Here is a 26008-nt window from a genome sequence, read left to right as displayed (position 1 = left end):
TATGGATATCTTTTATCATCTGGAAAGCGGACAACTAGGCTGGGAGCACAGATGTGACATAGAGAAGGCTGCCCGTGGCGAACTTCTGTGGTCCTACTTTCCTGGTTCCGTGGGAATGCGTGAAGGAGATTCATCCTGGGTGACGGAGTTTGCCTCAGTGCCGCTCCTGCATTTCGCGCTTTCCATCACGGGAATCTGTGAAGCTCTGTTGAAAGCCGAGGTTTCTGACGCGGAATATGTTTTCACGGAAACAGACGAAAGCTTGCGGTTTCAGCGGCAGAAAGGGTTGCTTGCGGTGACGGCCAGTTTTAGCGAATCGGTAATTTCTTGTTCTGTCGAGTCTTTTAGGTGTGCTGTTAAAGAATTTGCCGAAGCGGTACTCGAAGATTTGACTTCAAGGTATCCGGCATTGGCTCATGTCGGTGTCGGACGTGAATTGTTGAAAGAGGCTGGCGCGTTGTAGTGGAAGCGGGAGAGTGTGTTGCTTCATGTTTGGCGGGGCAGGCGATATGCCGGGATGCGAGTTTTTCCAGCGTGCCGGGGATGCTGCGTCCACTCGGTCAAGGCGAAGCTTCGGGATCATTGGGTAGCCGGATCGGAGGCGTCGACCTTGCGTAGCTGCCGCTAGCGCGTCCGCAGGTATTTCATCCCGTATCCGGGGGACCGGCTGCTCGGAGAGCCGAGCGACACGCAGCGGATTGTGGTCGAGGTGGCTCCTGGTCGTTTGTTGGTCTGGTTACGTTGCTGCTTGGTTGGTATGAGCAAGCCTACCGGCGAGCGGATTGCGCTGCCGCCGGATGCAACACTGATCCGGTGCAGGCTGCGGGTCCGCCGACGGCAGCGCAAAGGTGGAACAGGTCACCGTGCCGGTGCTTGGTGGGCACCGTGTGACCGAACGATCGGTATGCGGCACGAGCGGATGCTGACGGTTCAGCCGTGCGCGGATCGAAATCTTGTCTCCAAGAGACATGCAAGTGCGGTTCGCAGCGCTCAGGCTGCCAGCGTGCTTGCCCAGGTTCGACCTGACACTCCACAAAGCTTCCGACTCGGGGACCCGATACTGCCGTAGACGGCTTTCGGAAACGGGGGAAACTACTCAGTCATCGGCGATCGGGCACCGATAACCTGGGCACTGTGAAGGTTTCGCACGGTATGGTGCTGCTCGGTTGCGCGGCCTTGGTCGCGTCCTTCTGGCTCGTGCCCTCGGTCGAGGGCGACGCCGAGACGGACCGGCAGTCGGACACGCTCGCCGACGCGATCGGCTATCCGCGCCAGGCGGACGCCGCCGGGTTCGCCCGCGCCGCGCTCGCCACGCCGCTGGGGCGCAGCAACGGTTTCGGCGTCCTGGGGGCCACGGACCTGCCCCACGACCACCCCCGGGATCCGATGGCCCGGCTGGTCTGGAGGATCCACCACGAGACGCCGAACTCGGACTGGAACCTTGGCTCGACTGCCTTCGACGCCTGCTATCGCGTCGAGTTCGACTACTACGGGACGTCGTCGGGACCGTCGCGGATCACCTGCCCGGCGAACGCCGCCGCGATCACCCCGCCGCCGTTGCCGAGGCGGGACATCCCGCCGGGATTCGCTCCGGCGCTCGAGGCCTTCCTGGGGCACCTGCCGGCCGCAGCCAGCCCGCAGGAGGTCCGCGCGGCGCTGTCCTCCGGGATGCCCGCGCCCCCGGTGGATCCCGAGACCCACCTGGCCGGGATCCCGCCGGAGGTCTTCGTTCAGGTGCGCGGATCCGACGTCGGCGTGGCCCTGTTCGCCCGGACCGGCGCCGAGGGCACGGACTGCATGATGGGCCGCCGGGCCGGTGGCAAGGTGCGGGTGTGGGCGCTCAGCGCCCGGGATCAGCGGATGGAGCTTCCATGCAGCGCTGAAGCCGCTCTGGCCGCCTCCTAGCGGGCACCGCACGGCACAGCCCACGCATGATGACGCAGGCCGAGGTGATCGATTCGTCTCTGGCTGGTGCGTGTACCGCGTCAGAACTTGGTGACGGTGTGCTGACCTGCGGATTGGCCTGCCGGTCCATGTCCGGGATGATCGTCGACTATGCGTTTTCGGCTGATGTATCTGATCATGGTCCGGCTGGTCGGCTGGCTTGGCGTGATTACGCGTCGTGATGCGGCGGTGGCCGCTGAACTGCTGATACTTCGGCACGAAGTTGCGGTGTTGCGTCGGCAGGTCGGTCGGCCGCAGTTGATGTGGTCGGATCGGGCGCTGCTGGCCGCGCTGGCGCGGCTGCTGCCCAGAAACGTGAGGCTCCGCCGGATCGTCGCTCCGGCCACGTTGTTGGCTTGGCATCGCTGTCTGGTCGCGCGGAAGTGGCGGTATCCGAGTAGGGCTGGCCGTCCTGCAGTCAGCGAGGAGTTGCGCGAGATCGTGGTGAGGCTTGGGCGGGAGAATCCCCGCTGGGGCTATCGGCGGGTTCATGGCGAACTGGTGCGGCTGGGCTGTCGTCTCAGCGAGGCCACTGTTCGACGGATCTTGCGTGCACACCGGATCGGCCCGGCACCGCGTGAGGCCGATACCGCGTGGCGGGCCTTTCTGCGGGCACAGGCGAGTGGGCTGCTGGCCTGCGACTTCTTCCACGTCGACACGATTTTCTTGCGTCGGCTGTACGTACTGTTCGTGATGGAGATCCGGACCCGCAGGGTGCACGTTCTCGGCGTCACTGCCCATCCGGCCGGCGACTGGGTCGCGCAGGCCGCCCGCAACCTGGCCGGGGGCCTCGGAGAGCGGATCAGTGCGTTCCGATTCCTCATCCGGGACCGGGACACGAAGTTCACGGCGGCCTTCGACGGGGTGTTCCAGAGCGCGGGCGTGGAGATCGTCAGGACTCCGCCGCGGACGCCGAGGGCGAATTGTTATGCCGAGCGGTTCGTGCGTACCGCTCGTGCTGAGTGCACGGACCGGCTTTTGATCTACAACGAGCGGCACGCGCACGCTGTCCTGGCGGAGTACGTCGGCCACTACAACGGCCACCGCCCGCATCAGTCGCGGGCCCAACGAGCTCCCAACGACGACAAGTACCAGTCTGCGCTGCAGGACCTAAATGTTGAGATCCGCCGTCGGAGTGTGCTGGGCGGTGTGATCAACGAGTATCGAAGAGTTGCCTGAGCCAGCCGGTATTACCGCTGTTCATCGGCCCGCATCTGGTTTTGAAGCGGTGCAGGCACGCTGGACATTCAATCACCGAACCCGGACTTAGAGACGTTTGAAGATCGAGGTAGTCCGGTTGCTCAAGCTCTGTGAACTCGATGACTTCGGCTACCTTGCTCGAGTGAGCACACTCGGCGGCGAACTTTTTTAATTCAGAAGCATGAACGACTTGAACAAGCACTGCCTGTGATGCGGAGTCGAGTCTTACGGGGATTCTCGCCCGGCCGGTTGGCTGGATGCGCAACTCTCCAGATTCATCAGTGGAGCACATGTATAGTGGGTTTGTAGTTACCAGTACAGCGTACGCGCATGGATATTCGTAGCCAAACTTCTCCTGAATTTCGTCTGCGATGCCGCGCGCACTTGCTGCGGCTTGCCGAATTGAATCGTAGGCCCAGTCTTTTGAATTCTCCTTATCTCGCATGGCCTGCGTTATTCCGTAACCCCAAGTGCACGGTTTTCCGAATATGTCAGCTTGCACGCTGGAAGCTGCCTCTTGAATGGATGTCGCCCACTTCAGTTTGCGATTGGACTGAATTTTCGGTTCTGCGAGAAATGAGGTTAGTATTGTGTACGTGTCGTCGATTCGCTTTTCGTCGTCGGTGTCAAATTCCTCTGGTCGAACGAAGATAACCCATGGAGTAATTCCTTCTTTGCACTCTATTACATAATAGAGCCTCATGTGCACATCTTCAATTTGAAATGATTTCCAGGTTGCCACGACGTCCGCTTCGCGGACTTTGTGGTCCCAGCGGTCTACGTAGTTCATCCCCTGCTCGACGGTCGATGCATTGGCCCTACGAAGCGCCTCCGCGACCGTCATCTCAAGAGGATAGCCTTTCTTCTGTATCCACTTGAGTACGGCTTCTATCTCGGTGCTAGAAATGATGCCCCCTAAGGTTCGAAGGTATAAATCTTCGCGGACATAAGCGTGGGCGTAGTGGCTCCCCCGCGTTACTGGGTCCTGCGGCACCACCGATCAGGGGTTGGCCCACACAGCTGACCATGATCAACGTGTGGCGGCACCTGCCTTCGGGCAGCCCTCCAGCGACATCTAGACGTGATTTTGGCGGGTTCGGCTCCGCGGGGCCCGAGCGGAAGAATGGCTGGACCTGGTAGACGGCGGGACGTTTCTTGGCGTCTGTTCCCGGGAAGAGGCATTAAGGACTCGGCTTGCCGGAGATCCTGCGGAAAGCGGCCGCCTATTTCGCGCAGGAGATGGGTCGTTGACCCGCAGCTACCGGTTCATCTCCGCTCACCGCGACACGTATGGCGTCGCCCGGCTGTGCCGCGCCGGGTTCTACGAGTCGTCGGCCCGCGAGCAACGGGCCAGGCAGGACGAGCGGCTGGCTGGGGAGATCGCCGGGATCCCCGCGGCCAACCGGGGCGCTTACGGCAGCCCGCGGGTCACCGCCGAGCTGCGCCGACGCGGCGAGGCGGTCAACCACAAGCGCGTCGAACGGATCATGCGCGAGCGCGGGCTCGCCGGGCTCGCCCGACACCGGCCCCGTCGCTGACCAGACCGGACAAGGCCGCACCTGCACCGGAGCTGATCGGGCGCGCGTTCACCGCCGACGCGCCGGGCCGGCGGCTGGTCGGGGACATCACCTACCTGCCCACGCAGGAAGGCTGGCTCTATCTCGCGACCGTGCTCGACCTGCGCACTCGCGAAATCGTGGGCCACGCCCTCGCGCCGCACATGCGCGCCGACCTCGTCTGCGACGCGATCACCCTCGCCGCCCGTCATGGTTTGATCAATGCAGGAGCGGTGTTCCACTCCGACCGCGGCACCCAATACGCCTCGACAGAATTCCGCCGCACCCTGACCGCACACGGCATCTGGCCCTCCATGGGACGGACCGAATCCTGCTACGACAACGCCGCCGCCGAATCCTTCGTCGCCACCCTCAAAACCGAAATCGGCACTCGCTCCTGGACCACCCGCAACCACGCACGCGAAGCCGTTTTCGCCTACTACAACCACCACTGCCTGCACTCCACCCTCGGCTACCGCACACCCCGCGAAGCCCGCCTGAGCTATCGTCACCACCACTCCCACGCAGCATGAAAACCGGTGTCCGATCCCCGGGGGAAACCTCACCCGTCGGACTACCCCGGGATCCGCTCGCTTCAAAGCTGGAGTTTCGGCGGCGTTGCCGGTGCGCAGAGCTCCCTCCGAATGACCTGCTGGCAGAGGGGTGCCCCAGCAAGGCGGGAGTCCTCACGGCGTCCTAGAGGGGTCTTGGCGGGCTCTGGCCGCGAACCAGATTGCGAGGACCTGCGGATATGCTGAGCAAGACTCAAATGTTGATAACATATGAGCTTAACATGCGTGGCCTCGAAGATGTTTCGGACCCCCCTGAAAAAGGGGATCCGACCGTCGTATACTCTCTTCATCAGCAAGTCCGAGTGGCGGAATGGCAGACGCGCTAGCTTGAGGTGCTAGTGTCCTTAACGGACGTGGGGGTTCAAGTCCCCCCTCGGACACCAAAACGGTCACGTTTGAACCCCGGTCCCGGTTGGGTCCGGGGCCCGTCGTATCGGCGGGAAGTGGGCCGTTCGGGCGCTGTATGGCGTCCATGGGCCGCACCAGTTCCAGGTTGGCGCGCTGCGCGCCGGTAGATCGTCCTCGGCCTCTGGTGGGCCGTGAACGGGTTTCGATCTTCGCGTCTTCGCTGTCCTTTGGCTCGGCCAGCCATGCGGCAAGGTCGGGCGCGAGGAGGTGGGCGAAACCCTCGGTGAGGTCCGCACCATGCACCTGGTCATCAATGATCCAGAAGCGGGCGAAGACGGCTTGGTTGAGCTGTCGGCGTACATCGGGCGGAGCGCTGAGGTACAGCCGATGCGCGTTGGCGCAGAGCAGTAGCGCCTCCTCGACCACCTTCATGACGGCCTCAATCTCGGTCGAGCACTGGTCGATGATCTGCTGTGCCTGGGCAAGCTCGCGGATGATGCGTTCCTGCTCAGACTTCAGATGGTCGAGCGAGATCGCGTCGGCGTAACGCATCTCGATCAGCTTGAGCTGTTGGTTTTGGAGTTCCTTCTTGCGTTTCTCCTGTCGTTCGAGTTCGGTCCGGTTGCTGTGCTGCCGCCGCACCAGCTCAGCCATGACCTGTTCGCGGATGGCCGCGATGCGGGGTTCGGTGAGCTGGACGCGGGACCAGTAGTCCGCGACGGACACCTCTACGTCAGCGATCAGGACCGTTGACTGTGTGCAGTCCTCCTTCTTGGCGCGGCCGAGGCAGTAGAAGTACGGGTAGACCGTGCCCCAGCGATTCTTGGCGTTCATGACGCCGAACCGTCCATGGCATCGGCCGCAGAAGATCGAGCCCTTGAGGTAGTGCGGGTGCTTCTGGACCTTCTCCCGCGCCGCAGCGCGAGCGGTCCGGACGGCCTGCACCTGCTCGAAGGTCACCGTGTCAATGAGCGCCGGATGCCGGCCCTCGTACCAGACACCCTCGTACCTGACGAAGCCGGTGTAGTAGCGATTGACGAGCATCTTGTCGATGTGCTGGTAGCGCAGTGGGCGTTCCGCGAGCTTCTTCGTGGCCGGGATGCGGAGCCCTCGACGGTTGAGTTCGTCGGTGAGCTGGCGCATGGTCCAGTCCCCGGTGGCGTAGGCGCTGAACATCCATTGGATGAGCGGTGCACGCTCCGTATCGACGGCGACCGTGCGAATCTCGCGGCCGTCGATACGTTCACGGACGTTGCGGTAGCCGAGAGGCGCGTGGCCCGGCGTACCGCCGGACTTGGCCTTCTGTCGCATACCCTTCTTGGCTTCCGAGGCCAGATTGGCGGAGTAGAACTCGGCGATGCTGGCCATGATCCCGTGCAGAAGCTTGCCCGAGGGCGTCTCGTCGATGTTCTCCTTGGAAGAGACGAACTGTGCCCCGGCCTTACGAACGGCCATGTTGATGAGCACGTCGTCTTCTCGGTTGCGGGCGAGCCGGTCAACCTTGTCCACGATGACGTAGTTGATGACGCCCAGTTCGCGAATGAAGCTGAGCATCGCTTGTAGCTCGGGACGGTCGGTCGTCTTGGCGGACTCGGCGGCGTCTACGAACTCGGCCACGATGACCGCGCCGAGCTGTTCGGCCTTCCTCTCGTTGGCTTCGCGTTGGGCCGCGATGGACAGGCCCTCTTCGTCGTAGCCGGTTTCGGTCTGCGCCTTGGTCGAGACGCGCAGGTAGCTGACGGCGAACTTGGTGTCTTCTGGGAAGGGCTGAGTCGGGTCGAGGAGTATGCGCATAGCGCCGTCCCTTCACGGGTGGTTGGTGAGCTGAGATGAGCGGGTACAAGACCGGCTCCTTTCGGGTTGTCGAAATAGGGAGGAGCGCATCCGATGGACTGGAGGGCCGCGTTCACGGCGTTTGTGTTGGCGGGTCATGCGGCAAGCTCCATGTCGGAGTCTTTGACGGCAGCGCTGACGGCAATACAGCCGAGAATCCACGCTCTTGAGCGGTACTGAGCGATCTTTCGCACAGAGGTCAGGCGGTCGTTTTGCTGTGAAGAATCGAACTGTAAATCAGACGACTTATGTCTTCGGGGGTTCGACTCCCTCTCCCAGCACCATGAACTTACATCTGTTAGACGAGCGCGAAGGCGCTCGTTTGCTTTTTTAGTAAATTGCGATCGGGGCGCTTGACGGCAACTTTGACGGCAATACACCCCACCTTCGCCGAGCTTCAGCGAGTCGAAGAGGAGGCCCAATGCTGCCCGACGGTCTTCCGAATCGGCGTGCTGGTAGATTTCCTGCGTTACCGATATGTGGGAATGGCCTAGGACTGCTTGAATGTCGCGGTCTGGTACGCCTAGCTTTTTAAGGAGCGTTGCTGTGGTGTGGCGGGCATGGTGAATCTTGATCGGCCGCACCCCTGCGCGCTCGCAGAGGCGTAGAAAGGTACGGTATAGACGTTCTGGCCGTATGGGTTCACCATTATCGTCGGTGAAGACCAACTCATGCCGCCTCTCCGATTGCTTCAGCAGCAACTCGCGCGCCCAAGGAATGAGGGGCAGATTGCGTTCACCAGCGGTCGTTTTGACAGGACCAAACAGTAGCTTGCCACCCACTCGTTGGAGCTGTTGCCTGATACGAATCTCGTCTCTTTCAAAGTCAATATCTTGCCAGCGGAGCCCCAGTAGCTCACCACGCCGGAGGCCGAGTAGGAGCAAAAATGCGAACGCCGGAAAGAGCTGGTCTGAGCGAGCCGCTTCCAGGAATTTGGTTGCTTCGTCTGCGGTCCAGGGTTCGATCTTCTTACGGATGTCGGGGCGGAGTTCGACTAGCTGTGCGACGTTCCGCGCTACAAGCTCTTCGCGCATGGCCCGGCTCAATGCCGCGCTCAGCACGGCTCGCATAGAGTGGACTTTACGCCTGGACTGGCCTTGGCTTTCGACTAGCGCGAACTGGTCATTGATGAAGGTCTGAACTCGCGGTACCGACAGCTTTGATAGAAGGATGCCGCCGAGAGAAGGCTTGAGGTAGAGCCTCGAGACGGACTCGTACTGCTGGTAGGTCTTTGGGCGGCGATTTGGCTGGACTACTTCTTCAAGCCAGTAATCGAGGTAATCACCTAGATGCCACTGGCGATCAGGCAAGGAACTGCCACGGTCGGCTTGCGCCTTTGCCGCGATGAGCTTCCTGTGCACTTCCTGGCGGGTACGACCGTAGAAGCGCGCTCGCTTCCTTCTGCCGGTAATGGTATTGAGGGAGATAGCAGCCTCCCAGCGACCATCCTGTCGCTTGTAGATGCTGCCCTCTCCGTTGGCGCTACGGCGAGCCATCACGCCATCTCCGCAGCCTGGCGCTTTTCGATCAACTCTCGAATCGCGCTAGACGGAATCAGCCGACGTCTGCCGAGCTTGATACTTGCTAGTTCACGCGACCGAATGAGCTGGTTCAGCATCCATTTTCCGACTCGCAACTCGGCGCACGCTTCTGCAACGGTGAGCAGTTCGTCGGCACCATCGGCCGCGGTGCGGAAGTAGGTTGGTAGGTAACTGTTGGACATAGACATCCCTCCTTAGAATGTTGTTGGATAGAAATCGGACTGCATTGCCGGGCCATGCCTGAAGTAGCTACGAACGGGACGAGTCAGATTACTCAAGCTAACTGGGCGAGTTGGTGCGTCAATAAGCCGTAGGTGGCGGAGACGGATTTTCATGGCGACTTCGGAAACGTTGAACATCGCTGCGAGCGCTGCCGGACTCTGGATGCCGCTAGCCCAGGCTTGCTTAAGCCAGTTACGCGGCATCAAGAGGCAGGCGGCGAAGTAGTCGCAGATTTGCTCGGTCATGCGATGACGTTCCTCGTCGTTCGCGCTAAGCCCTTTGTAGATTTCCTTGATAAACGGGTGGTCGAGAACGTGCTTGAACTCGTGGCTCAACGTGAAGCGTCGGCGCTTCTCGCTTTCGTCGCGGTTGACGACGATCAGCCATCGGCCATGGCTCCATTGCGAGAAGCCAGAGATACCTCCAAGACTCATGTTTGGCTCTACTTTGACTTCGACACGTGGGAGTTCGGCGATGAGACCGACATCCACGGTCGGCTCGCGCTGGCCGAGAAGCTCCAGCAGTAGAATCGCTTGGCGCTCGGCGATGCTTCGCGCTTCGTGGATTTCGAGCGGGCGCATTGGCATGAGCGCGCGTAGTTGACGAATGATTGATGTGTGCATATGGTGTCCTTTCTTACTTGTCAGGCGGTAGGCCGTTGTACTTGTCTATGATGTTCTGAATCTGTTCGGTGGCTTCGTTTAGGTTTTCGCCTTTGAGCCCGGTCGTCGCGCGCAGGTATGGTGCGATACTCGGCAGGCCATTAGGAGGCGTTACGCCGATGTAAGCGAAGGCGTCAGCCTCATTGAGTTCCAGAACCCTCACAAGCCGCTGTACGTGATCCGCTTGCGGACTCTCGACATCATCCTTGAAAAGTCGAATCGCTGTTGTGAGCGGCATGTCTGCCGCAAGAGCGCATTGACGATAGCTGATACCGAGCGCCTGTCGCCCTTGTTCTAGGTATTGACCGAGCGTTGTCGGTCGATTTATTGATTCCATTCAGGTGCTCCCCTTATGAAAAATACTATAGTTCAAACGTACCGAATTCGGTACAGTTTAATTGACAACATCAACTACTTTTCGGCGCGTGTCTCTGGTAGCTCGCGTATATTTCGCAACAACTCGCTTGCTCGTCCCGTGCTGACGTGCAGCGCCTTCCGCAGCTGGTCGCGCGTGATCGGCTTGCCGTGTTCAGCGCGGTGAGCGTCGTCAGCCGCGAGAGCGGCTTCAAGGAGGTCGTCCCCGCCGGCCTCGGCCTCGTCCTGGTGCTCGTGCAGCTCGGTACCGGGTGACGGGGCTCCGTCCTCGTCGTCCTGGCCGTGCAGGACGGCCAGGTGCGAGAGCAGGCCGAGGACTGCGGGCGGGACGGCCCCGACGAGCACGACGATCGGCCACGTCACGGTGAGCACTTTGGCGGCGATCAGGTGCCAGGCAGCATTGCCGATGAGCGATAGCCCGATAGCCCCGATCGCGTTCCAGCGGGCGAAGCGGCGGGCCGCCGTTGAGCCGGTGGCTTTCGACAGCCACACGCGGGTGGCTGTCATGGCGTAGGCGTCGACCGTGAACGGCAACAGCGCCGCCAGCGCTCCCGGCCAGCCGGTCGCTGCCGCGAGCGAGCGCAGGCCCGAGAAGCTGCTGACGGCCGCAGCGCAGGCGGTCACGGCCATACCCGCGATCACCCACCAGTCGCGGGGACGTGACCTACTCATGAGCGGCCTCGCTGAGTTCCGCAGTGATCCAACCCACGGCTTCGTCGTGCAGCACCACGGCAAACAGCTCGTCGGCTGGTGCGGGGAGCTTGGCAATAACACTGGCCATCACATCGCGCCGTTCTGGGGTCGGCACCGTGACCAGGACGCGCGGCACGACATCGTCAGGGCCGAGCTGCCCAAGGGCTACGAAGTCGATGTAGGCGAGGAACTTGCCGCGCAAGGTCGGTACGGCCTCGGTGGCGAGATCGACCTCAACCCACCAGTGGTCGGTGAACTCGCCTGCGGAGACCGACAGGTAAGCGTCAGGCTTCATCCACCCGCCGGCCCCGTTCGGCCACCACGCGGCGGGCTCGGCCTGGAAGTCGTCAAGCGCGAAGCTCTCGCCTCGGGATCGCTCGACCAGTTGCACGTATAGCTCGCTCGTCATGAGCGTGTGCGCCACGAAGCGATCCCCGATCGGCCCCGGCCGTCGGATGCGCTCCTTGGTCTGCGACAGGTTGCGGCGCAGCCGAAGTAGCCGCTCGCCGGTGGTGTCCAGGGCGTAGGTGAGCTGTCCCGAACCGCGGAGGCTTCCACCAACGCGACGGGCAAGCGGCATGAGCGCCTGGGCGTCGACCAGCCGCTTGAGCACCCGCCACCGGACGACCGACCGACTCTTGCCGGTCAGGTCCGCAAAGTGCAGCCGTTCGATCTGGATGCCCGTCGCCAGCCGGAGCCGGTTAACCGTGCCGAGGATTGACCACTCGCGGTCGGTCAGCGATTCGGCCAAGGCCATGACGCGGGCCGTGCCGAGCCGCTGGTTCTGTGGGAGGCGAGGAGTAGTCATACCTCGTCCCCCGTGGGGACGAGGTGTTTCGCTGGCGCTGGAGAACGGAAACGGGGCTTTGACAGGGAGAAACGGGAAGTGAGGTGCAAGGCGAAACCAACAGCGATACCAACGGCACGAACCGCGCCCGCGAACCAACCGCGCCGCGCCATCATGACGTACCCCCGCGCCGGGTGCGCCCGATCTTGCCCGCCGCCGGAGTCTCGATGCGGGATCGGAGCGCGGCTTCCACGTCGGTCCGAGCCACGCCGAAGCGTTGGCGACTCTGCTGAGCGAGTACAGCCGGATCGTGGTTCGGCTCGCTGAGCGGATAGGTGAGCCCGGTCGTTGGCGGACGGGTCTGGCCGTTGATGCTCGGTCGGATGGCGATCTCGTGGGCAGACAGACCCATGAGGTCGGCAGCGGTGAGCGCCGGAGCGAAGCGCTTCTCCAGCGTCCGGGCGTCGTCGTGGTCGAGCTGGAACGTGACTTGCGAGCGGGCGGTGCCGAGCACGGCGGCTTGTACCTGGCGGGGAAGCTGGTCGAGGTATTGGTGCGCCAGCGTCAGCCCGAGGCCGAGCCCGCGCGCCTGGGCCAGCATGTCGGCCAACTCGCCGTCTGTGCCGAGCCGCAGCACGTCTTGGAACTCGTCCAGATAGGCCCACGCCGGTCGGCGCTTCTCGGCCGAGACAGCAGCACGGGCCAAGGTGGTTTGCCAGAGCGCGGCCATGAGCAGGGAACCGAGCAGGTGCGCGGTTTCAGTGCCGACCGTGCCCTTGCTGAGCGCGACCAGCACAACGCGGCGCTTGGTGAATACGTCGGTCAGGTCGATGCCGCTGCTCTGGCCGAGCATCAGACGGAGTGATGTGCGGGTGGTCAGGCTGCGGAGCTTGTTCATGCTGGGGCCGATCACCTGCGCGCGTTCGCCTTCGCTCATACGCTCGTAGGCCGCCCAGAAGGAGCGCACTGAGTCGGGCACGGTGGTCTGCGCGGTGACGAACTTGCGGAAGGTCGGATTGAGCAGCAGCTCGGGAACCTCGGTCAGCGCGAATGCCGAGCCGTCATGGGCACGGGTGTGGGTTAGCGTCAGCAGGCAAGTACGAAGTACGTCACTCGTCCTCGGTCCCCAGGACGAACGCCAGAGTTCCGAGAAGACGTGTACGACGTGATCGACAACTAGCTCCCGTTCCTGCTCGTTGTGGCCCACCTGGAGGACGTTGAACCCGATCGGGAAGTCGGTGGCGGACGGGTCGAGGACGATCACGTCCTTCGTCCTGGCGTCCGGTACGCGGGCCAAGACGTCAGCAACAAGATCACTCTTGGGGTCCATGAGCACCAGGCCGTCACCGCGCGCGATGTCCTGGAGCGTGGCATTGGCGATGAGCGTGGACTTGCCGACGCCGGTCGGCCCGATCAGGTGCAGGTGGCGAAGCCGGTCGCTGGTAGTGAGAGCCAAGGGGCGGTCCTGGACGCCGGGGAAGTTGCTGGCCGCGAGCACCAGCCCAGAGCGGGCCATGTCCTGTGGCGGTGGCAACTGCCGGGCGCGGCCGAGTTCCAGCCCCGGTAGATGCAGGTTACCGAGCGGGAAGCCGAGGAGTCCGGCGGTTTCCTCGGTATTGAGGCGCATCGGCCAGACGGTGAGCGGTACGGCCCGCCGGTAGAGGCGTTCGGTCACCGTGGACAGCGGCAACAGCCGCGGGAGGACCGAGACGCCCGGAGCGTCCAGCATCTTGAAGGCGTTGGTCACTCGAACAAGCAGATTCCCGGCCCGAGCGCGCGAGGGTGCCGACACGGCTACGCGAGCCACGGCGTTGAAGACCGGAGCGGCGTTCTTGGCGCGCACCGCGCGGGCCAACTCGCCCGCCTCCTCCTTGGTCGGCAGGGAGACGCGGCCACCCGACAGCAGCCATTGCACGCGCACCAATTCGCCATTTGCGAAGGGATGTAGACCGGAGAGCAGCGAGGTGACGGCAGCCTGAGCGCGGTCAGACGCCAAGGGGCGCTGCGAACTGGTCAGCTTGAACTCTCTCGCCGCGCGCACCGCCGGCCGCGCCGCGAGGTATTCAGGTGAGAGGTCGGCACGTACACCGGGAAGCGCGGAGCGGAGCCGGGCGAGCGTGCTCGTCTCGTGCGATCGGCTCGTAAGCAGGTAGAAGGCGATGCCGCCCCGTGTGGCTTCGATCTCGATGCCGATCGGCCAGTGCTGGGAGTCGGCCGCGACGGACCCGAGCCACCCACTGACCTGCTCGGCCGTGAGGCCGGAAGGCAGCCGCAGTTGGTAAGCGACCAGCCGACGACGCCACGTCAGGGCGTCGAGCCAGCGTGCGCCGATGATCAGGCCGAGGATCGAGAGGCCACCAGCAGCGGAGAGCAGGGCCAGCATCATGACGGCCGCTCCTGGTCAGCTTCTGCAGCCGGGGGCGCAGCAGAGTCTGCTTCGGTGATTGCGCTCAGGCGGTGCAGGGCGAAGGCAATGAGAGCGTCAGCGAAGCGCGCAACGTCGAGTTGGGCGCGGCGTTCGCCAATGACGCGAAGTTTCTTTCTTGGTTTGTTCATAGGGAGCCTTTCCGTTGGTTAGGGCTGCCGAAAGCAGCCGAGCTTGCGAAAACACGGATGCACTCCCTTCTTGTTGTTATGGAGCTGATGGGCGGCGCGGTCGAGCCGTCAAAATTACAGCCGCCGCGCCGCCAGATGGATAGCTGTCAATTCCGCAGCATGTGAGGTCGCAGTCAGCGGCGGCGGATACCGTGGAAGATGAACCAGTACACGGCTCCGAGAGCCACGAAGGTGATGAGGATGGGGACGAGCGGCGCGAGCAGTTCGTAGGCTGCTCGCGCCACCCCGGCCACCAGGAGCACCAGCAGCAGCGCACCGAACACGCCGGTCAGGAGCTTGCTGAACATCCCTGGACGGTGCATGGCCTCCCCTAGTACTCGTAGGTTTCGAGGTCGAGCGCGCGCAGCTCCTCAAGGAGATGCCGGCGGCGGGACCGGTGAGGAACTGTTGCCTCGGGTTCGGCGAAGCGCAGGCGCCGCCACGACTTCATCACGGCCTGGTAGCGGCGGCCGTGGGCTCCTCGGTAGGGCTGGTGGCGGCTCATCTGTTGCGCGCCTTGTGCCGCTGCACCAGAAGCAGGTCACGCTCTTCCTGCGTCAGTCCGTCGTCGGGTACGTCCCCGACCCACTTGCTCCAGGCCCAGCGACCCGCAATGCGGAACGCGATGACCAGCAGAATGAGCGCGCCGATCGTGAGCAGGTTCTGAAGCTGCTCCGGCGTCATCTGACCGCTCATGTCAGCTCCTTCGGGTCGGGCGGGTCGTCCGGCACGGCGGGGAGCTTGGCGGCTGCCAACTCACGGGCGGCGATTCGCTGCTTGGCCGCGTCCATTTCCCGTTCGCCCTGCGCGATGAGCCGGAAGAGCTTCACGACCGGCGGGGCGGCCAGCGCTGCCAGCACGATCAGGCCGAGCGTCAGGAGGGCGTCGTACATGGTGAAGGTCATGAGGTGATCCCCTTTCGGAGGTGGTGAAGGCGGGCAAGTTGCTCCATCTCGGCCCGCGATTGTTCGTAGTGGGCGGTGGTGCGCTGGATCGCCCTCGCCGCCGAGTTGCAGACCTGTCGCAGCTCCCACCAGTGGCAGAACCACGACCAAGCGGCCCCGGCGACGAGCGCCAGGACGACCAGGCCGAGAACGCCGAGGAGGACTTCGCCGGTCAGGACGATCAGAAGGTGGCCGTAGCGCTCCAGGAAGGCGGCGACGTAGGCGAGGATGACTGTCCCGATGAGAAGCACAGCGATGAACTGCATCAGCGCTCCTCGGAGTCGGGCGATTGCTCGGCGACGCCGGCCAGGCCGAGAGCCCACATCACGCAGGTGGCCTCGATGTCCGCCAGCAGGCCCGCGAGCTTGTCATCCAGCGCGGTGACTCGTTCGTCCAGCAGCTCCGGGTCGATATCGGCCACGTCAGTACCGCCTATACATGCCGCGCTGCTCGTTGATGACGCACATGACGTGACCGATCTCAACCTCCATGAGGAGGTTGTTCAGGGTCTCGTCGCCGCGCGCCAGCAACCGCCGCTGTCGGTCGAGGGCCGTCAGGTTGGTCATGGCCTGGTCGGCGAAGGCGGCGAGGCCGTCACCCTTCGCCAGCCCGATGCTGGTGGCTCGCCGCACGGCGGCGAGGTCGCGGGCCAGCGCCCGGCCGCCAGGCGTGAGCAAGGTCGGCGGGCTGCTGCCGTAGTAGTCGAGTTCGCTCATGGCTGCTCCCTTCGCGCCACCGGTCGGGCTGACCGGGGCTGGTGCAAGGAGGCTGCCTGAGCTGGGCGGTAAGAGTCTGTGGACAGAAGTGGCAGAGAGTTGGCATCATCGAGGTACGTACCGAGACACGAGGGTCCTCCGTCCGGTGCGGTACAGGTGGTCTGATTTCGCTCCGTAGACCCTCGCTTGACCGGGCCGGAGTCAGCCGCATCTGCGTTTGATACCGAGACCGGACCGCGCGCGGCCTCCCTGAACCACGGGGGACCGCCGTGAGGGACGCAGACGCCACCACCCCAGAGACCATCGCGCTCCAGCTTGATAGGGCGCTCAGAAAGCGTCGGGGCGTGCGCGCTATCGCGCTACATACCTATGCCAGCGAATTGGCGCTCCTGCTCTGCCCGGAGATTAATGACAGTGATCGAGCCAATGCAGCCGAAAAGCTGATTCGGCGTGCCTGCGCGACTCTCGGTCAGCCGGTCGGCCAGGTGCTCGAAATCCTCTGCGCTCTCGCTCCCGGTAGCGATTGGCAGACACTCAGTCTTCGCCGAGAAAAGGCAGGCGCACATCTAGGCAAGTACGGCGTTCAAGCCGACACGCTGCGACGCGGCTATATCTGGGATGATCTCATGCTTGAGCTGGCGATTGCAGTTCGTGGCCTCATGGGAGAACCAGCGGCGTACACCTTGAACCAAGGCTCTGACCTGCCGTCCGCCACTAGGAGCGATAAAGAAAGTAGCCCGGCGGCTTGATCTGCAATCCAGCCCTCGGGTTACTTGCCGACCTATTATTTCTCCGGGTCGGCGGGCGGATAGGCGAAGTCTTCACCTATGACTAGGGAATACCCTGAGCACCTTGTGGTTCGGGTGGCTTAGGCTTTCGATCTCGATCCCCAGCTTCTGTCTGATGTCTGCAGACACCACTCGCAGGGCCTTCTTCCCGTATTGGGGCAGGTCAGGAGCGTACACGCACTTCGGATTGCGCTGATGCCAATACCGCCATGCGCCACGGATCAGAAACGAGTGATACGCGCCTGCGGCCAGAAGAAACTCGGCCGCTGTCGTGTACTCCTTGGTGAGGTTAAGAGGTGCGTCCTTCCATCCGGTCCCTCCGACACGTCGGCGGATCGCGGCATCGCAGAACCAGTGGTCCAGCTTCTTCTCGACCAAGAGATACATGACCAAATCGGTATCGGTCGGAAGGAGCGCACGCAGTGTCTCTGCTGCCTGCTGAGCCATCGGCGTCACGCCGAACTCAAGGAGGCGTCGCCTGTAGTCATCGTCCATCTGCCGCTCACTTTCCGGGCAGACCATCCACCCTCGCGCGAGCAACAAAGAAGATTGCGGCTCAGGCGAGAGTGGAGGTTGCCTAAAACAATGAGCAGGCAAAGGGTATTAAAACATAAATGGGAAGTTTGATCAATGTTTGGACCATCGTAAAACATCCCACCTTGACTTCGCTATTCGTGCTTACTACCGCCGCATCTGCGCCAGAAGGCTAACCAGCTCCTCATACTCCCGGCTGCCGGTCAGCCTGCGTAGCTTCTCCCGATCCTCGGCGTTCCCGTGCCGCTGGATGTAGCGGCACATGGGCAGCGCTGCCGCGAGCAGCGACGCGGCCAAGAAGACGGCTCGGTCTTCGACCTGCGCCTTTGCCATACTGATCTCCTCAGTCTCGTTTGTCGTCGCCTGCGCGTATCTACAGCGCTTCCAAGCCCTGACGTACGCGCCGTAGAAGCTCCTGATCCACCTGCGGCGCCGGCGTCCGGTCGATTGGCGCAGCCTTCGACCGCACCCGCTTGGGGAGGCCGTGCTCGGTCAGCTCGTACACCGGTGGTTCCAGCTCGCACCACACCACCCGGCCGCCGTTCGTCGGGTAGGAGTTCCAGCGGGAACACAGCGCCGTCACGCCGTCGGCCCACGTCGGCGGCTGGTCATGGCGGTCAACCACCTCGACAATGACGCCGGTCTCCAGCAGGACCAGGCGCACCCGGATGAGGGCGAGGTCGGCCAGCTCTACCCAACGGGCCGACGGGTCGGGCACGCCGGTCAGCTTCACGGCCTGCGTGATCAGCTCAGTCAGCACCGCTTCGGCGGGCTCTATCAGCTCCGTACGCTGCCACTCCATCAGGGTGTAGTGGAGGAACATCACTCCGACGCTCGCCGCCGTGGACGTGGCGGCCAAGGTCAGATCGGCTATCGCCTGGGGCCGGGGCCGCTCAGTCATTGGCTGCGGGTCGGGGATGGTCGGTGCGTCCTTCGGTTGCGGCCGGGAGCGCAACTCGTCCGCCGTCACCGTCATGGAGAACGCCTCCTTCAACGACCATTGCGGCCGTACTCTGGGTTCGCTGTTGGATGTGTCCGGCCAGTCGCATCAGCCGCAGCGCGAAGGTGATTTGGTCTTCGCGGGAGATGTCGTCACAGAGAACCCCGGCGACGAAGGCCCCAGCGTCGCCCGTGATGTCCTTGAGCTGCCGGACGATGCCCATGTTCAGATCGCGGGGGTCCATCACGTCTCGCCCGGTGTCAGCACGAGCGCGTTGGCGTCCAATTCCAGGCGCTCGACCATGTGACTGCGAAGCAGCCGATGGGATGACAAATGATCCATAGACGGGACGACCACGTGCCGCGCCTCAGCCCGCTTGAGTTCCTGAATCAGCTCCTCGAACGCTGCGCGCGAGCCGTCCTGGTACTCGAAAAACGTCGTGGCGTAGCAGAAGCCCTCGGTCTCGGCGTAGCGCTTCATCTCCTCGACGGTGCACGCAAGGTCGTCGTCCGGCACGTCGTCAGGGGCGCGCAGGTAGCCGTACATCAAGGGCTTCACGGGTGTTCTCCGTACGCTTGATGAGCAGACCGGCGACGGGTTCGTACCTCGGCAGGCGTCCAGGCGTCGCCGGTCTGCTCGGCTTTCTCGGGGTCGCGTCAGAGCGCGAGGTTGTGCTCAGCGAGTACCGCTCGCTGGCAAGGGAAGGCGTAGCCGCACACGGCGCACAGGTCGCGGTCGTTGGTGTGCTCGTTCAGAACCACAGTGGCGAGCTGGCGAAGCGCCTCGATCTCACGACTAACGTCCGGGTCGGTGGCCGTTCCGACCATGCCGACTCACCCCGCCGCCGGAGCGAAGAACGTCAGCAGCCGGTCACGGATGAGTGCCGCGGACTGCTCGGGAGGCCGCTTGTTCACGTCCACCCGTAGCACGTCGAAGCCCGCTTGAATCAGCCGCTCGGTGGCCTGTCGGTAGAAGTGCGCCTCAGCGTGTGAGCTACCCGGCGAGAGCTGGAAGCGGTTATGCGGACCGCGCTCGCTGAGCCGCTCCGCGATGACCTCGGGGTCGGCTTCGAGGATGACGGCCAGGTCGGGCCGGTCAGCCTCGGCGTTCACTCGCCAGAGGAAGACCGGATCAATGCCGTCGAAGCGCTGCATCACCAGACCTGACGGGATGTACCGATCACTCAGCACGACGCGGCCGGCCTCGGTGTTGGGCCGGACTTCGGCCTCAACGTGGTGGTAGCGGTCGGCCGCGTACAAGCAGGCCAACGTGTGACCGGTGGTTGTCTCGGTCAGCTCGCGGCACAATGCGCCGATGGGGCCGGAGGACGGCTCAGCCGTCACGTGCACGTCTTCGCCAGCAGCAACGAGCAGTTGGGCGAGGTGCTGGACGATCGTGGATTTCCCGGCACCGCTCGGCCCGTCGACGCTGACGAACAGGCCGCGTTGATGATCAGAAAAGGGTCGGAGGTTCATTCCCGCCCCCTCTTCGTGGCCGCCAGCTCGATAGCTGTCATGTCCTCGGGGGTGAGCTTGATCCCCTGGGCGGCCAGGTTCTCGTGGAGGTGCGCGCTGCTGCTGGTGCCGGGGATCGGCGTGATGACCGGGGACTGATGCAGGAGCCAGGCAAGCGCCAGTTGGGCGGGTGTCGCGCCGTAGTCCGCTGCGACCTGACCCAGGGTGCCCGGTGTGGTGAGCGCTCCGGACGCGACCGGCGCGTACGGCACGAAGGTGATGCCAGCCGTCTCGCAGTGCCGGAGCACGTCTTCTGATGCCCGATCGGTGAGGTTGTACTTGTTACTCACCGCCGCGATGGCGGTAAGAGCGCCGGCCGCGCAGAGCTGTTCCAAGGTCACCTTAGACAGCCCGATGTGGCCGATCTTCCCCTCAGCCTGCATGTCCCGCAGCACGCCGAGCTGGTCTTCCAAAGGGACGGCGGGGTCGATGCGGTGGAGGTAGTACAGGTCGATCCGTTCGAGCTGGAGCCGCCGGAGACTCATCTCGACGCACTGGCGCAGGTACTCCGGCCGCCCACACGGTGCCCACCGGTTGGGACCTTGGCGAGTGAGACCGCCCTTGGTGGCGATGACCAAGCCGTCGGGGTAAGGATGCAACGCCTTCCGGATGTACTTCTCCGCAGTGAACGGACCGTAGGCGTCGGCGGTGTCGATGTGCGTCACGCCCGCGTCGACAGCATCGCGGAGTACCTGCATGGCCTGTTCCGGGTTGTCCGGTGCTGCCCAATGGCCAGGGCCGGTGAGTTGCATGGAGCCGAAGCCGATGCGCCTGCCGCTAGAAGAGAGCATCTTCATCGCCCCCTCCTGGTTTCTGGCCGCGCAGCTCTTCGAGCGTCGCGGCCTTGGTGGCCAGCAGCACGAACAACCGGGCCGCGACCAGCGCGTCATAGGTCGCGCGGTGCGGGCTCAGACCATCCGGCAGTCCCTCGGCCAACTTGAACGCCTCGACCAGGTTCCCGAGCCGGTAGCTGTCCATCCCCGGCACCAGCCGCCGCGCCAGCTTGAGCGTGTCGAAGACCTCGGGCGGCTCCCAGCCGGTCATCTTGCGCTGAAGAACCCCCACGTCAACGTGCGCGTTGTGCGCGACGATCGCCGGGTGGCTCAGCGCCATGAGGACATCGAGCTTGACGGCCTCGAACGTCGGGCACTCGGCCACGTCCTTGTTGGTCAGGCCGTGGATGCGGGTGGCGAAGTGCTTGATCGGCGCGTCCGGCTTGACCAGCCAGCTCACCGGCTCCCCGATGATGCCATCGACCACGGGCACGGCGGCCAGCTCCACCAGGTCGGGCGGCTGCTGGCCGTTGCCCTCGACGTCCACGACCACGAAGCTCAGGCTCGTCCAGTCAGTCATTGTGCTTCTCGCCCTTCCAGCCGATGTCGGCACGACCATGCCGACGTTCACGGTGCGGGTGGCGCACGTCGTGCACCTGGAAGCCGAGGGCGTGTTGCAGGTAGTAACGCGGCTGCTCGGTCGGAAGTCCCGACACCACGGCCGCCCGCTCGGTGATGTCCACGACCACAAGACCACGAGCCTCGGGCAGAGTTGCGGCGACCTCCCGCAACTGCTCGGGTGACGGCTGACGGTGCGCGTTGGCACAGAGTTCGAGCTGACTGAGCGGGCAGATGTCGCACAGCTCGCGCCCGATGCCGTAGTGCCCGTTGTAGTCGGGCAGACCGTGCGCGTAGGCGACCGCACAACTGGTCTTGCGGAACAGAGGTGTCGTGTTGTCGAACGCGGCCAAGACGCGCTGCTCCAGCGTCTCGGGCACAATCTTCCGGCGCGCGGTGTCGTCGTACGGCTCCGGCAGGCCGTTGGCCTTGTAGTACTCGGCGATCTCGCCCCGGTAGAACAGACCCGTGAACACCGTGGCGTCGGCGTGCTGGGCCAGCCGGTAGGCGGCGTCCAGGTGTTCCGCTGAGTCGTTGAGACCAGGAACCAACGGACGCCAGTAGAGAACTGTCCGGTACCGGCGACGCGCCGGCCTGCTCATGAGCTTGAGCGAGTCAGCCGCCACGTGCGACGGGTAAGGCTCGACGTCCTTATTGTCGATGCCGCTGTACGTGAACAGCAGCGTCAGCTTGATGTGCTGGAGCTGGTTCAGGCGCTCGACGTCCTCGGGCTTCATCTTGTGTCGTGTGATCACGAGCACGTGATTCGTCAGGCCCCGCGCGTCGAGGTCTTCCAGCACGGCGAAGGTATGCGGCCGGACAACCGGCAAGAACGGGTCGGTCGCCCTGTTGAAGACCTGCACCGGGGTCACGTGCGGCTGGAAGTACCGGTGAGTCACCAGCTCCTCGACGGCCTGGGCGTCGGACATGAGCGCCCGCGGCACCCGCTGATCCCAGAGGCCGTAGGTGTGTCGGATGCAGTACGCGCAGTCCAGCGGGCATCCCTGGATGTGGTTCAGGCTCAGCCCGCTCTTGCGGTACTCCACAACTTCGCGGGCACGTTCCGGAAGCTTGTCGATCTGATCCCTGCTCAGCAGGGCAACACGGGTCGCCACTGGCTACTCCCAAGTCCCTTGTGGGCGGACGCGGTTCGGCGTCCCCATCCGGAGAGTAGAGAGGAAAGACCGTGGTGAATAGAAAGTTTCTTGATATTTCTCGAAACGCCACGAACGGGTGATCGGCGCGGAAACTGCGAGACAGCCCTAGCGAGTCCTATTCATCAACATCCAGCCTGATGCCAGACCTCCTAACCTGGTCCATAAATGAGGCGTACCCGCTACTATTGCGTTTCGAGTTAACGAAGGAACGCATACTGGTTTGGCCGTTGCCGTGCGTGCGACCAAGGACGACTGCCTGATAGTGGAGCAATATGGCGGGTATATCTAATAGCTGAAGCTTGTTGTCCTGTAGCCAGATACGCTCTTTGTCCTTAATGAATGCGCGCATCGCTGAGACCATGTGTTCGTCAATGCTCTCCCAAAATTCTCTGTCGCTCATCAGGTTGCCCGGCGCAAGACCGTGCTGAGCGCTGTGTATGCTATTGGATATAGAAACGGCTACGATGCCATACTCGTCCGGGTGGGTTTCCAGTAAAAGCCGCAATTGCTCGCGAGCCTTCTTGAAGTTCCGCTTGAACTGGCTAGGTGACGAGATGCGCTTACATTCGATATTGTATATAGTTCCCTCTAAGCTGATCTGAAGATCAGGGTTAGGACCCTTCAATTGAGCATCTATCCCCGTGGCAAGGAAGTCGCACAAGAGGGATAGCTCGAACTGCGTATTCCTTGCATCATTGTTGAACGAGTCTTCTTTCAGTGGGTCCAGCGGCCCCTGGGAGATGGCCTTGATCTTCTCGGCCAGTAGGCGACCATTCATGTCCTTGATGTAATTGAATATCAAGTAGAGTTCGCCTAGCTCTGCCGCAATCGGATGGACGCTAGTGTAGGGCTTTGGCTTGTCGAGCCATTCGTGTAGTCGCGCCGCATCATCGGACACAGCAACCATCTCTTCAATGATTTCGTAAGCTTGAAACAATCTGTTGTGAGGGCTGATCGCCGCCTTGAGGCCCAACCGAGCAATCAAATCCTTATAGATCGCCCGGCCGCTCAACAGTGCTTCGTACTCCACTTTGAGTTGGCTTGCCATATCTGTAAATATAACACCTTTGTCCGTCTACTGGATATTCTCCGAGCGCTTGCCAATAACTACGCTATTCCTCGCTTGGAGCAAGATCATCAATCACGCGGTTAATGATCGCTCGTGCACTCCGGCCATAGCTGGCGACAGCAGCCAGGTTGTCGAAGATGCCGCCATACAGGGCCAGTTCCTGGGGCTGGGCAAGGTTCAGCTCAGCCGAGAAGGTCTCGACCATCACGCGGTCGGCGTCCAGAATCCAGAAGCCGTGAGCAGGCGCGACGACGTAGGCCGTCTCGAATCCGATGATTCCCAGCTTCACGTTCGGTAGGGCAGTCAGGGAGACGAGGCGGTCAAGCTGTCCGAGCATGATCTCCAGCGGGCACAGCCGGTAGCGCAGGGCGGCCTCAGTCAGCACGAAGTGAAACCGCTTGTCCGGCCGGTACAGAATGTCTTGGCGCTGCACACGGGCGGCGACCGCTTCGTCAATGTCGTTACGCACCTTGAACACGGTGATGCTCTGGGCGAAGCGGTACCGGGCATACTCGGCGGTCTGGAGCAGCCCGGGGATGAACGTGGACTCGAACGCCCGGAACAGCCGTGTCTTCGCGTCGAGGTCGGCAATCTCCTGCTGATGCGGCTTCAGGCCGACGCGGAGCTGACGTTGCCACTCGGCGTGCTGAACTTCGAGGGTGTGCAGCGAGGCAAGGAGTGCTTCGGCCTCGTCCTCGCTGTTCGTTCCTCGCGTCCAGTCACGGATGTCGTCATCGGTCGGCGTCTGCCTACCGTTCTCCAGCTTGCTGACCTTAGAAGGCGGCCACGACAACGACTCCGCGAGCTGTCGGCCGCTGAGACCAGCAGCCGAGCGCAGCTCGCGGAGTCGCTTGCCGAGCGCGTCACGCGCTTCGTGAACGCTAGTGACGCCTGTCGTTCGTTTCGGTGGCAAAGTCGTCCCGTCGTACGGCGAGGTGCCAGGCCGCATCTCGCCAGTAGTTGTGCTTCACGATCTCGGCGGGGTCTTCGATCAGTTCGCCGCCCAGGAAGTTCTCGTCGTCATCGAAGTGCATCCGCACCAGCTTGGACGAGTCGAACAACCAGTAGTCGTAGTCCGGCAGGTCTGCCGCGTCGTCGCGGGCCAGGTATCGAGTGACCTCCCCGACCGCGTTGGTGAAGCCCGAGCAGTAGATGCCGAACCGGCTGTAGTCGGTGAGCGGAAGGCTCACGACTCGGACCCGCGAGAACTGCCGGCCCGCCGCGGTGGCCTCCTGGATCATGCTCAGCCAGTTCTGGAACCAACCCATGTCGACCGGCACACCAGCTGTGAACTGGTCGAGTGCCTTGGCCTCGTTCGCGGACTTGTAGAGGTCGCGCGTCTCCAGCCGGTAGGCGGTGTGCTCGAACGTGCGGAAGAGCTTGCCGAACTCCGGGCCGGGCTCGATCATGCGGCTCAGCTCTGGCCCTCCTGCTCCAGGTAGCGACGGGCGTACATCTTGAGCACGTCCTCCGGGATCTCGATCAGGGTCTCGTGATCGGGCACGTCGCCGACGTCGGCGAGCGCCTGGCGGTCCGTGACCTTCCAGCCCTGGGCGATGTAGGTGACGCGGTCGGTGCGGTCCGTGGCGAACAGGGTAGGCGACTGCCCCTCCTGCGAGTTGGGGTCCTTACCGAGGAACCGAGCGCGCATGGTGACCTCCGTTGCGAGAAACTTGGCGAACCGTTCTCGACCATCGTGGCGTAGGGCGTGCCGACCGTCAACGGCGCGCAGAGGGCGAGCGCCGGGGCAGGGCACCGCGCTACTTCCCAATGCAACAAACGCGGCCAATCAGATGGACGCGCGTTGGCGTTGGTCACAGGAATCCCTATTCGCCGAATCGATTGCCGCTACTTGAATTGGGGGAGGCCGACACCAATCAGGATCGTAGTCGTATTGCGAGAAGGATTGGTTTGCTTTGTTGTTGTGCAATTCTGCTTATCTGCTGGAGCTATGAATGCACGAGTCTTGTAGACCAGTATTGAGAATTTTGCATCGCCGTCCTTGAGGTCCGCATGAGTACTATGCTTACTCGCTACGCCCAAGAAATATTGATCATATAGCGGGTTGGAATCTGTCTTGTCTGATAGGTTCAGTCCAGCTTTTTGCGCTGCGTTTCTAGCTATATCAGTTGCCGCAGCCCTATCGCCCGGTACGTCATAGATGGCGCTGTACCACGGGCTGTAATTGTCAGGGCCTCGCCCCGCATCCCCCGTGCTGCATTGTTTTGTAGCGCCCGCCGCCGTTAGCGCAGATTCAAGGGTCCCGGCATCGTCGTTAGCGTAGTTGTGAGTTAGCCAGAAGAATCCAATTCCAATGACTAGTGCCACAATCGCCAATACGGCGACGACGCCAATCACTACGCGCTTAACGCTAATCTTTTTGATTGGCTTGGTTTGAGCTGAGTTCAAAGTGGTTTCTCGCTTTTAGTTGATCTCACTATAAATCAGCCGCCAGTAAATGACAAGGAATTCGTACTAGATTAACAGTGGTAGAGATAGTGTCGGCCTTGATTTTAATTACAATTATGTTATTCTCCCCTGACGACCCGCCCCCTTATTTGAAAGGGATTGGCGGGTTCGCTCATTTCGGAACGAGAGAGAAGGTGATGGCCTATGCGTGTCCAAAC

Annotated in this window: 37 protein-coding genes, 1 tRNA gene and 1 pseudogene; 9 read left to right on the top strand and 30 right to left on the bottom strand. The window is 62.7% G+C overall.

Features of this window, described 5'->3' with window-relative positions; all coding sequences use genetic code 11:
* Position 1 precedes the first annotated feature (1 nt).
* From ACZ7SW_RS09295 to ACZ7SW_RS09285, 3 genes are all read left to right on the top strand, one after another.
* On the top strand, positions 2–463 hold the full coding sequence (locus tag ACZ7SW_RS09295) for a hypothetical protein (protein ID WP_470229885.1): 462 nt from the start codon (positions 2–4) through the stop codon (positions 461–463).
* A gap of 671 nt (positions 464–1134) precedes the next feature.
* Complete coding sequence (locus tag ACZ7SW_RS09290; RefSeq protein ID WP_470229884.1) at positions 1135–1905, top strand: hypothetical protein; 771 nt, start codon at positions 1135–1137, stop codon at positions 1903–1905.
* A gap of 150 nt (positions 1906–2055) precedes the next feature.
* Positions 2056–3123 carry an integrase core domain-containing protein gene (locus tag ACZ7SW_RS09285; protein WP_470229883.1) on the top strand — a complete coding sequence of 356 codons (1068 nt, stop codon included), beginning with the start codon at positions 2056–2058 and terminating at the stop codon, positions 3121–3123.
* Here ACZ7SW_RS09285 and ACZ7SW_RS09280 read toward each other — a convergent pair.
* A complete protein-coding gene (locus tag ACZ7SW_RS09280; protein ID WP_470229882.1) occupies positions 3098–3988 on the bottom strand; it encodes a hypothetical protein in 891 nt (296 codons plus the stop codon). The genes ACZ7SW_RS09285 and ACZ7SW_RS09280 overlap by 26 nt on opposite strands.
* Before the next feature lie 403 nt (positions 3989–4391).
* Between ACZ7SW_RS09280 and ACZ7SW_RS09275 the strand changes: the two genes are divergently transcribed.
* The 4 genes from ACZ7SW_RS09275 (at position 4392) to ACZ7SW_RS09260 (ending at position 6373) form a co-directional block, all read left to right on the top strand.
* Entirely contained in the window at positions 4392–4682 is a 291-nt protein-coding gene (locus tag ACZ7SW_RS09275; RefSeq protein WP_470229881.1) for an IS3 family transposase, read from the top strand.
* Positions 4679–5233 (top strand): IS3 family transposase, encoded by a 555-nt coding sequence (locus tag ACZ7SW_RS09270; RefSeq protein ID WP_470229936.1) that lies wholly within the window; start codon positions 4679–4681, stop codon positions 5231–5233. Before ACZ7SW_RS09275 ends, ACZ7SW_RS09270 begins: the two co-directional genes overlap by 4 nt.
* A 335-nt stretch (positions 5234–5568) precedes the next feature.
* Positions 5569–5655: transfer RNA gene (locus ACZ7SW_RS09265), tRNA-Leu, on the top strand.
* Positions 5656–6139: 484 nt separating this feature from the next.
* Positions 6140–6373, top strand: coding sequence for a hypothetical protein (locus ACZ7SW_RS09260; RefSeq protein ID WP_470229880.1), 234 nt, complete (start codon positions 6140–6142; stop codon positions 6371–6373).
* 18 nt (positions 6374–6391) lie between these two features.
* On the opposite strand, the pseudogene ACZ7SW_RS09255 reads toward ACZ7SW_RS09260, so the two are convergent.
* The 8 genes and pseudogenes from ACZ7SW_RS09255 to ACZ7SW_RS09220 all read right to left on the bottom strand — a co-directional run.
* A pseudogene (locus tag ACZ7SW_RS09255) lies at positions 6392–7414 on the bottom strand (recombinase family protein); the annotation flags it as partial.
* Positions 7415–7548: 134 nt separating this feature from the next.
* Positions 7549–8949, bottom strand: coding sequence for a tyrosine-type recombinase/integrase (locus tag ACZ7SW_RS09250; RefSeq protein WP_470229879.1), 1401 nt, complete (start codon positions 8947–8949; stop codon positions 7549–7551).
* Complete coding sequence (locus ACZ7SW_RS09245) at positions 8949–9176, bottom strand: helix-turn-helix domain-containing protein (RefSeq protein ID WP_470229878.1); 228 nt, start codon at positions 9174–9176, stop codon at positions 8949–8951. Before ACZ7SW_RS09245 ends, ACZ7SW_RS09250 begins: the two co-directional genes overlap by 1 nt.
* Before the next feature lie 12 nt (positions 9177–9188).
* Complete coding sequence (locus ACZ7SW_RS09240; protein ID WP_470229877.1) at positions 9189–9839, bottom strand: ImmA/IrrE family metallo-endopeptidase; 651 nt, start codon at positions 9837–9839, stop codon at positions 9189–9191.
* 13 nt (positions 9840–9852) lie between these two features.
* On the bottom strand, positions 9853–10215 hold the full coding sequence (locus tag ACZ7SW_RS09235; protein WP_470229876.1) for a hypothetical protein: 363 nt from the start codon (positions 10213–10215) through the stop codon (positions 9853–9855).
* 74 nt (positions 10216–10289) lie between these two features.
* A complete protein-coding gene (locus ACZ7SW_RS09230) occupies positions 10290–10883 on the bottom strand; it encodes a DUF2637 domain-containing protein (protein WP_470229875.1) in 594 nt (197 codons plus the stop codon).
* 34 nt (positions 10884–10917) lie between these two features.
* On the bottom strand, positions 10918–11703 hold the full coding sequence (locus ACZ7SW_RS09225) for a replication-relaxation family protein (protein WP_470229874.1): 786 nt from the start codon (positions 11701–11703) through the stop codon (positions 10918–10920).
* 202 nt (positions 11704–11905) lie between these two features.
* Positions 11906–14119 carry a type IV secretory system conjugative DNA transfer family protein gene (locus ACZ7SW_RS09220; RefSeq protein WP_470229873.1) on the bottom strand — a complete coding sequence of 738 codons (2214 nt, stop codon included), beginning with the start codon at positions 14117–14119 and terminating at the stop codon, positions 11906–11908.
* Between the two features lie 71 nt (positions 14120–14190).
* On the opposite strand from ACZ7SW_RS09220, the gene ACZ7SW_RS09215 reads away from it, so the two are divergent.
* Positions 14191–14454: a hypothetical protein gene (locus tag ACZ7SW_RS09215; protein ID WP_470229872.1), complete on the top strand. Its 264-nt coding sequence runs from the start codon at positions 14191–14193 to the stop codon at positions 14452–14454.
* A gap of 8 nt (positions 14455–14462) precedes the next feature.
* On the opposite strand, the gene ACZ7SW_RS09210 is transcribed toward ACZ7SW_RS09215, so the two are convergent.
* The 7 genes from ACZ7SW_RS09210 to ACZ7SW_RS09180 are packed head-to-tail and all read right to left on the bottom strand — an operon-like array spanning position 14463 to position 15988.
* Positions 14463–14636, bottom strand: a complete 174-nt coding sequence (locus tag ACZ7SW_RS09210) for a hypothetical protein (protein WP_470229871.1) — start codon at positions 14634–14636, stop codon at positions 14463–14465.
* 23 nt (positions 14637–14659) lie between these two features.
* A complete protein-coding gene (locus tag ACZ7SW_RS09205; RefSeq protein WP_470229870.1) occupies positions 14660–14833 on the bottom strand; it encodes a hypothetical protein in 174 nt (57 codons plus the stop codon).
* Positions 14830–15024 (bottom strand): hypothetical protein, encoded by a 195-nt coding sequence (locus ACZ7SW_RS09200; protein WP_470229869.1) that lies wholly within the window; start codon positions 15022–15024, stop codon positions 14830–14832. Before ACZ7SW_RS09200 ends, ACZ7SW_RS09205 begins: the two co-directional genes overlap by 4 nt.
* Complete coding sequence (locus ACZ7SW_RS09195; protein WP_470229868.1) at positions 15021–15233, bottom strand: hypothetical protein; 213 nt, start codon at positions 15231–15233, stop codon at positions 15021–15023. The genes ACZ7SW_RS09200 and ACZ7SW_RS09195 overlap by 4 nt, the downstream gene beginning before the upstream one ends.
* A complete protein-coding gene (locus tag ACZ7SW_RS09190; protein ID WP_470229867.1) occupies positions 15230–15538 on the bottom strand; it encodes a hypothetical protein in 309 nt (102 codons plus the stop codon). Before ACZ7SW_RS09190 ends, ACZ7SW_RS09195 begins: the two co-directional genes overlap by 4 nt.
* Positions 15538–15693 (bottom strand): hypothetical protein, encoded by a 156-nt coding sequence (locus ACZ7SW_RS09185; protein ID WP_470229866.1) that lies wholly within the window; start codon positions 15691–15693, stop codon positions 15538–15540. The genes ACZ7SW_RS09190 and ACZ7SW_RS09185 overlap by 1 nt, the downstream gene beginning before the upstream one ends.
* A 1-nt stretch (position 15694) precedes the next feature.
* Positions 15695–15988 carry a hypothetical protein gene (locus ACZ7SW_RS09180; RefSeq protein ID WP_470229865.1) on the bottom strand — a complete coding sequence of 98 codons (294 nt, stop codon included), beginning with the start codon at positions 15986–15988 and terminating at the stop codon, positions 15695–15697.
* A gap of 344 nt (positions 15989–16332) precedes the next feature.
* On the opposite strand from ACZ7SW_RS09180, the gene ACZ7SW_RS09175 reads away from it, so the two are divergent.
* Complete coding sequence (locus ACZ7SW_RS09175) at positions 16333–16737, top strand: hypothetical protein (protein WP_470229864.1); 405 nt, start codon at positions 16333–16335, stop codon at positions 16735–16737.
* Positions 16738–16809: 72 nt separating this feature from the next.
* Here ACZ7SW_RS09175 and ACZ7SW_RS09170 read toward each other — a convergent pair whose 3' ends face one another.
* The 14 genes from ACZ7SW_RS09170 to ACZ7SW_RS09105 all read right to left on the bottom strand — a co-directional run bounded on the left by ACZ7SW_RS09170 (position 16810) and on the right by ACZ7SW_RS09105 (position 25790).
* Positions 16810–17271: a hypothetical protein gene (locus ACZ7SW_RS09170; RefSeq protein ID WP_470229863.1), complete on the bottom strand. Its 462-nt coding sequence runs from the start codon at positions 17269–17271 to the stop codon at positions 16810–16812.
* 186 nt (positions 17272–17457) lie between these two features.
* Complete coding sequence (locus ACZ7SW_RS09165) at positions 17458–17643, bottom strand: hypothetical protein (RefSeq protein WP_470229862.1); 186 nt, start codon at positions 17641–17643, stop codon at positions 17458–17460.
* A 40-nt stretch (positions 17644–17683) separates the two neighbouring features.
* On the bottom strand, positions 17684–18286 hold the full coding sequence (locus ACZ7SW_RS09160; RefSeq protein WP_470229861.1) for an ATP-binding protein: 603 nt from the start codon (positions 18284–18286) through the stop codon (positions 17684–17686).
* 207 nt (positions 18287–18493) lie between these two features.
* Positions 18494–18808: a recombinase family protein gene (locus ACZ7SW_RS09155; protein WP_470229860.1), complete on the bottom strand. Its 315-nt coding sequence runs from the start codon at positions 18806–18808 to the stop codon at positions 18494–18496.
* 98 nt (positions 18809–18906) lie between these two features.
* Positions 18907–19077 (bottom strand): hypothetical protein, encoded by a 171-nt coding sequence (locus ACZ7SW_RS09150; protein WP_470229859.1) that lies wholly within the window; start codon positions 19075–19077, stop codon positions 18907–18909.
* A 6-nt stretch (positions 19078–19083) separates the two neighbouring features.
* On the bottom strand, positions 19084–19725 hold the full coding sequence (gene tmk, locus ACZ7SW_RS09145) for a dTMP kinase (protein WP_470229858.1): 642 nt from the start codon (positions 19723–19725) through the stop codon (positions 19084–19086).
* Positions 19722–20561 (bottom strand): aldo/keto reductase, encoded by an 840-nt coding sequence (locus tag ACZ7SW_RS09140; protein WP_470229857.1) that lies wholly within the window; start codon positions 20559–20561, stop codon positions 19722–19724. Before ACZ7SW_RS09140 ends, tmk begins: the two co-directional genes overlap by 4 nt.
* The gene (locus tag ACZ7SW_RS09135; protein WP_470229856.1) at positions 20542–21117 is read right to left on the bottom strand and encodes a 3'-5' exonuclease; all 576 of its coding nucleotides are present in this window, start codon (positions 21115–21117) and stop codon (positions 20542–20544) included. The genes ACZ7SW_RS09140 and ACZ7SW_RS09135 overlap by 20 nt, the downstream gene beginning before the upstream one ends.
* Entirely contained in the window at positions 21110–22270 is a 1161-nt protein-coding gene (locus ACZ7SW_RS09130) for a radical SAM protein (protein ID WP_470229855.1), read from the bottom strand. The genes ACZ7SW_RS09135 and ACZ7SW_RS09130 overlap by 8 nt, the downstream gene beginning before the upstream one ends.
* 157 nt (positions 22271–22427) lie before the next feature.
* Entirely contained in the window at positions 22428–23360 is a 933-nt protein-coding gene (locus ACZ7SW_RS09125; RefSeq protein WP_470229854.1) for a hypothetical protein, read from the bottom strand.
* Positions 23361–23424: 64 nt separating this feature from the next.
* Complete coding sequence (locus ACZ7SW_RS09120) at positions 23425–24330, bottom strand: helix-turn-helix domain-containing protein (protein WP_470229853.1); 906 nt, start codon at positions 24328–24330, stop codon at positions 23425–23427.
* Positions 24263–24790, bottom strand: coding sequence for a DUF6879 family protein (locus tag ACZ7SW_RS09115; protein WP_470229852.1), 528 nt, complete (start codon positions 24788–24790; stop codon positions 24263–24265). Before ACZ7SW_RS09115 ends, ACZ7SW_RS09120 begins: the two co-directional genes overlap by 68 nt.
* Positions 24791–24795: 5 nt before the next feature.
* Positions 24796–25032, bottom strand: a complete 237-nt coding sequence (locus tag ACZ7SW_RS09110) for a hypothetical protein (protein ID WP_470229851.1) — start codon at positions 25030–25032, stop codon at positions 24796–24798.
* A 197-nt stretch (positions 25033–25229) separates the two neighbouring features.
* A complete protein-coding gene (locus ACZ7SW_RS09105) occupies positions 25230–25790 on the bottom strand; it encodes a hypothetical protein (protein WP_470229850.1) in 561 nt (186 codons plus the stop codon).
* Positions 25791–26008 lie beyond the last annotated feature (218 nt).

It is taken from the genome of Amycolatopsis sp. NPDC114484 (genome assembly GCF_055633755.1).
Note: the sequence above shows the minus strand (reverse complement) of the source record. Positions and strands in the feature narration are given on the sequence as shown.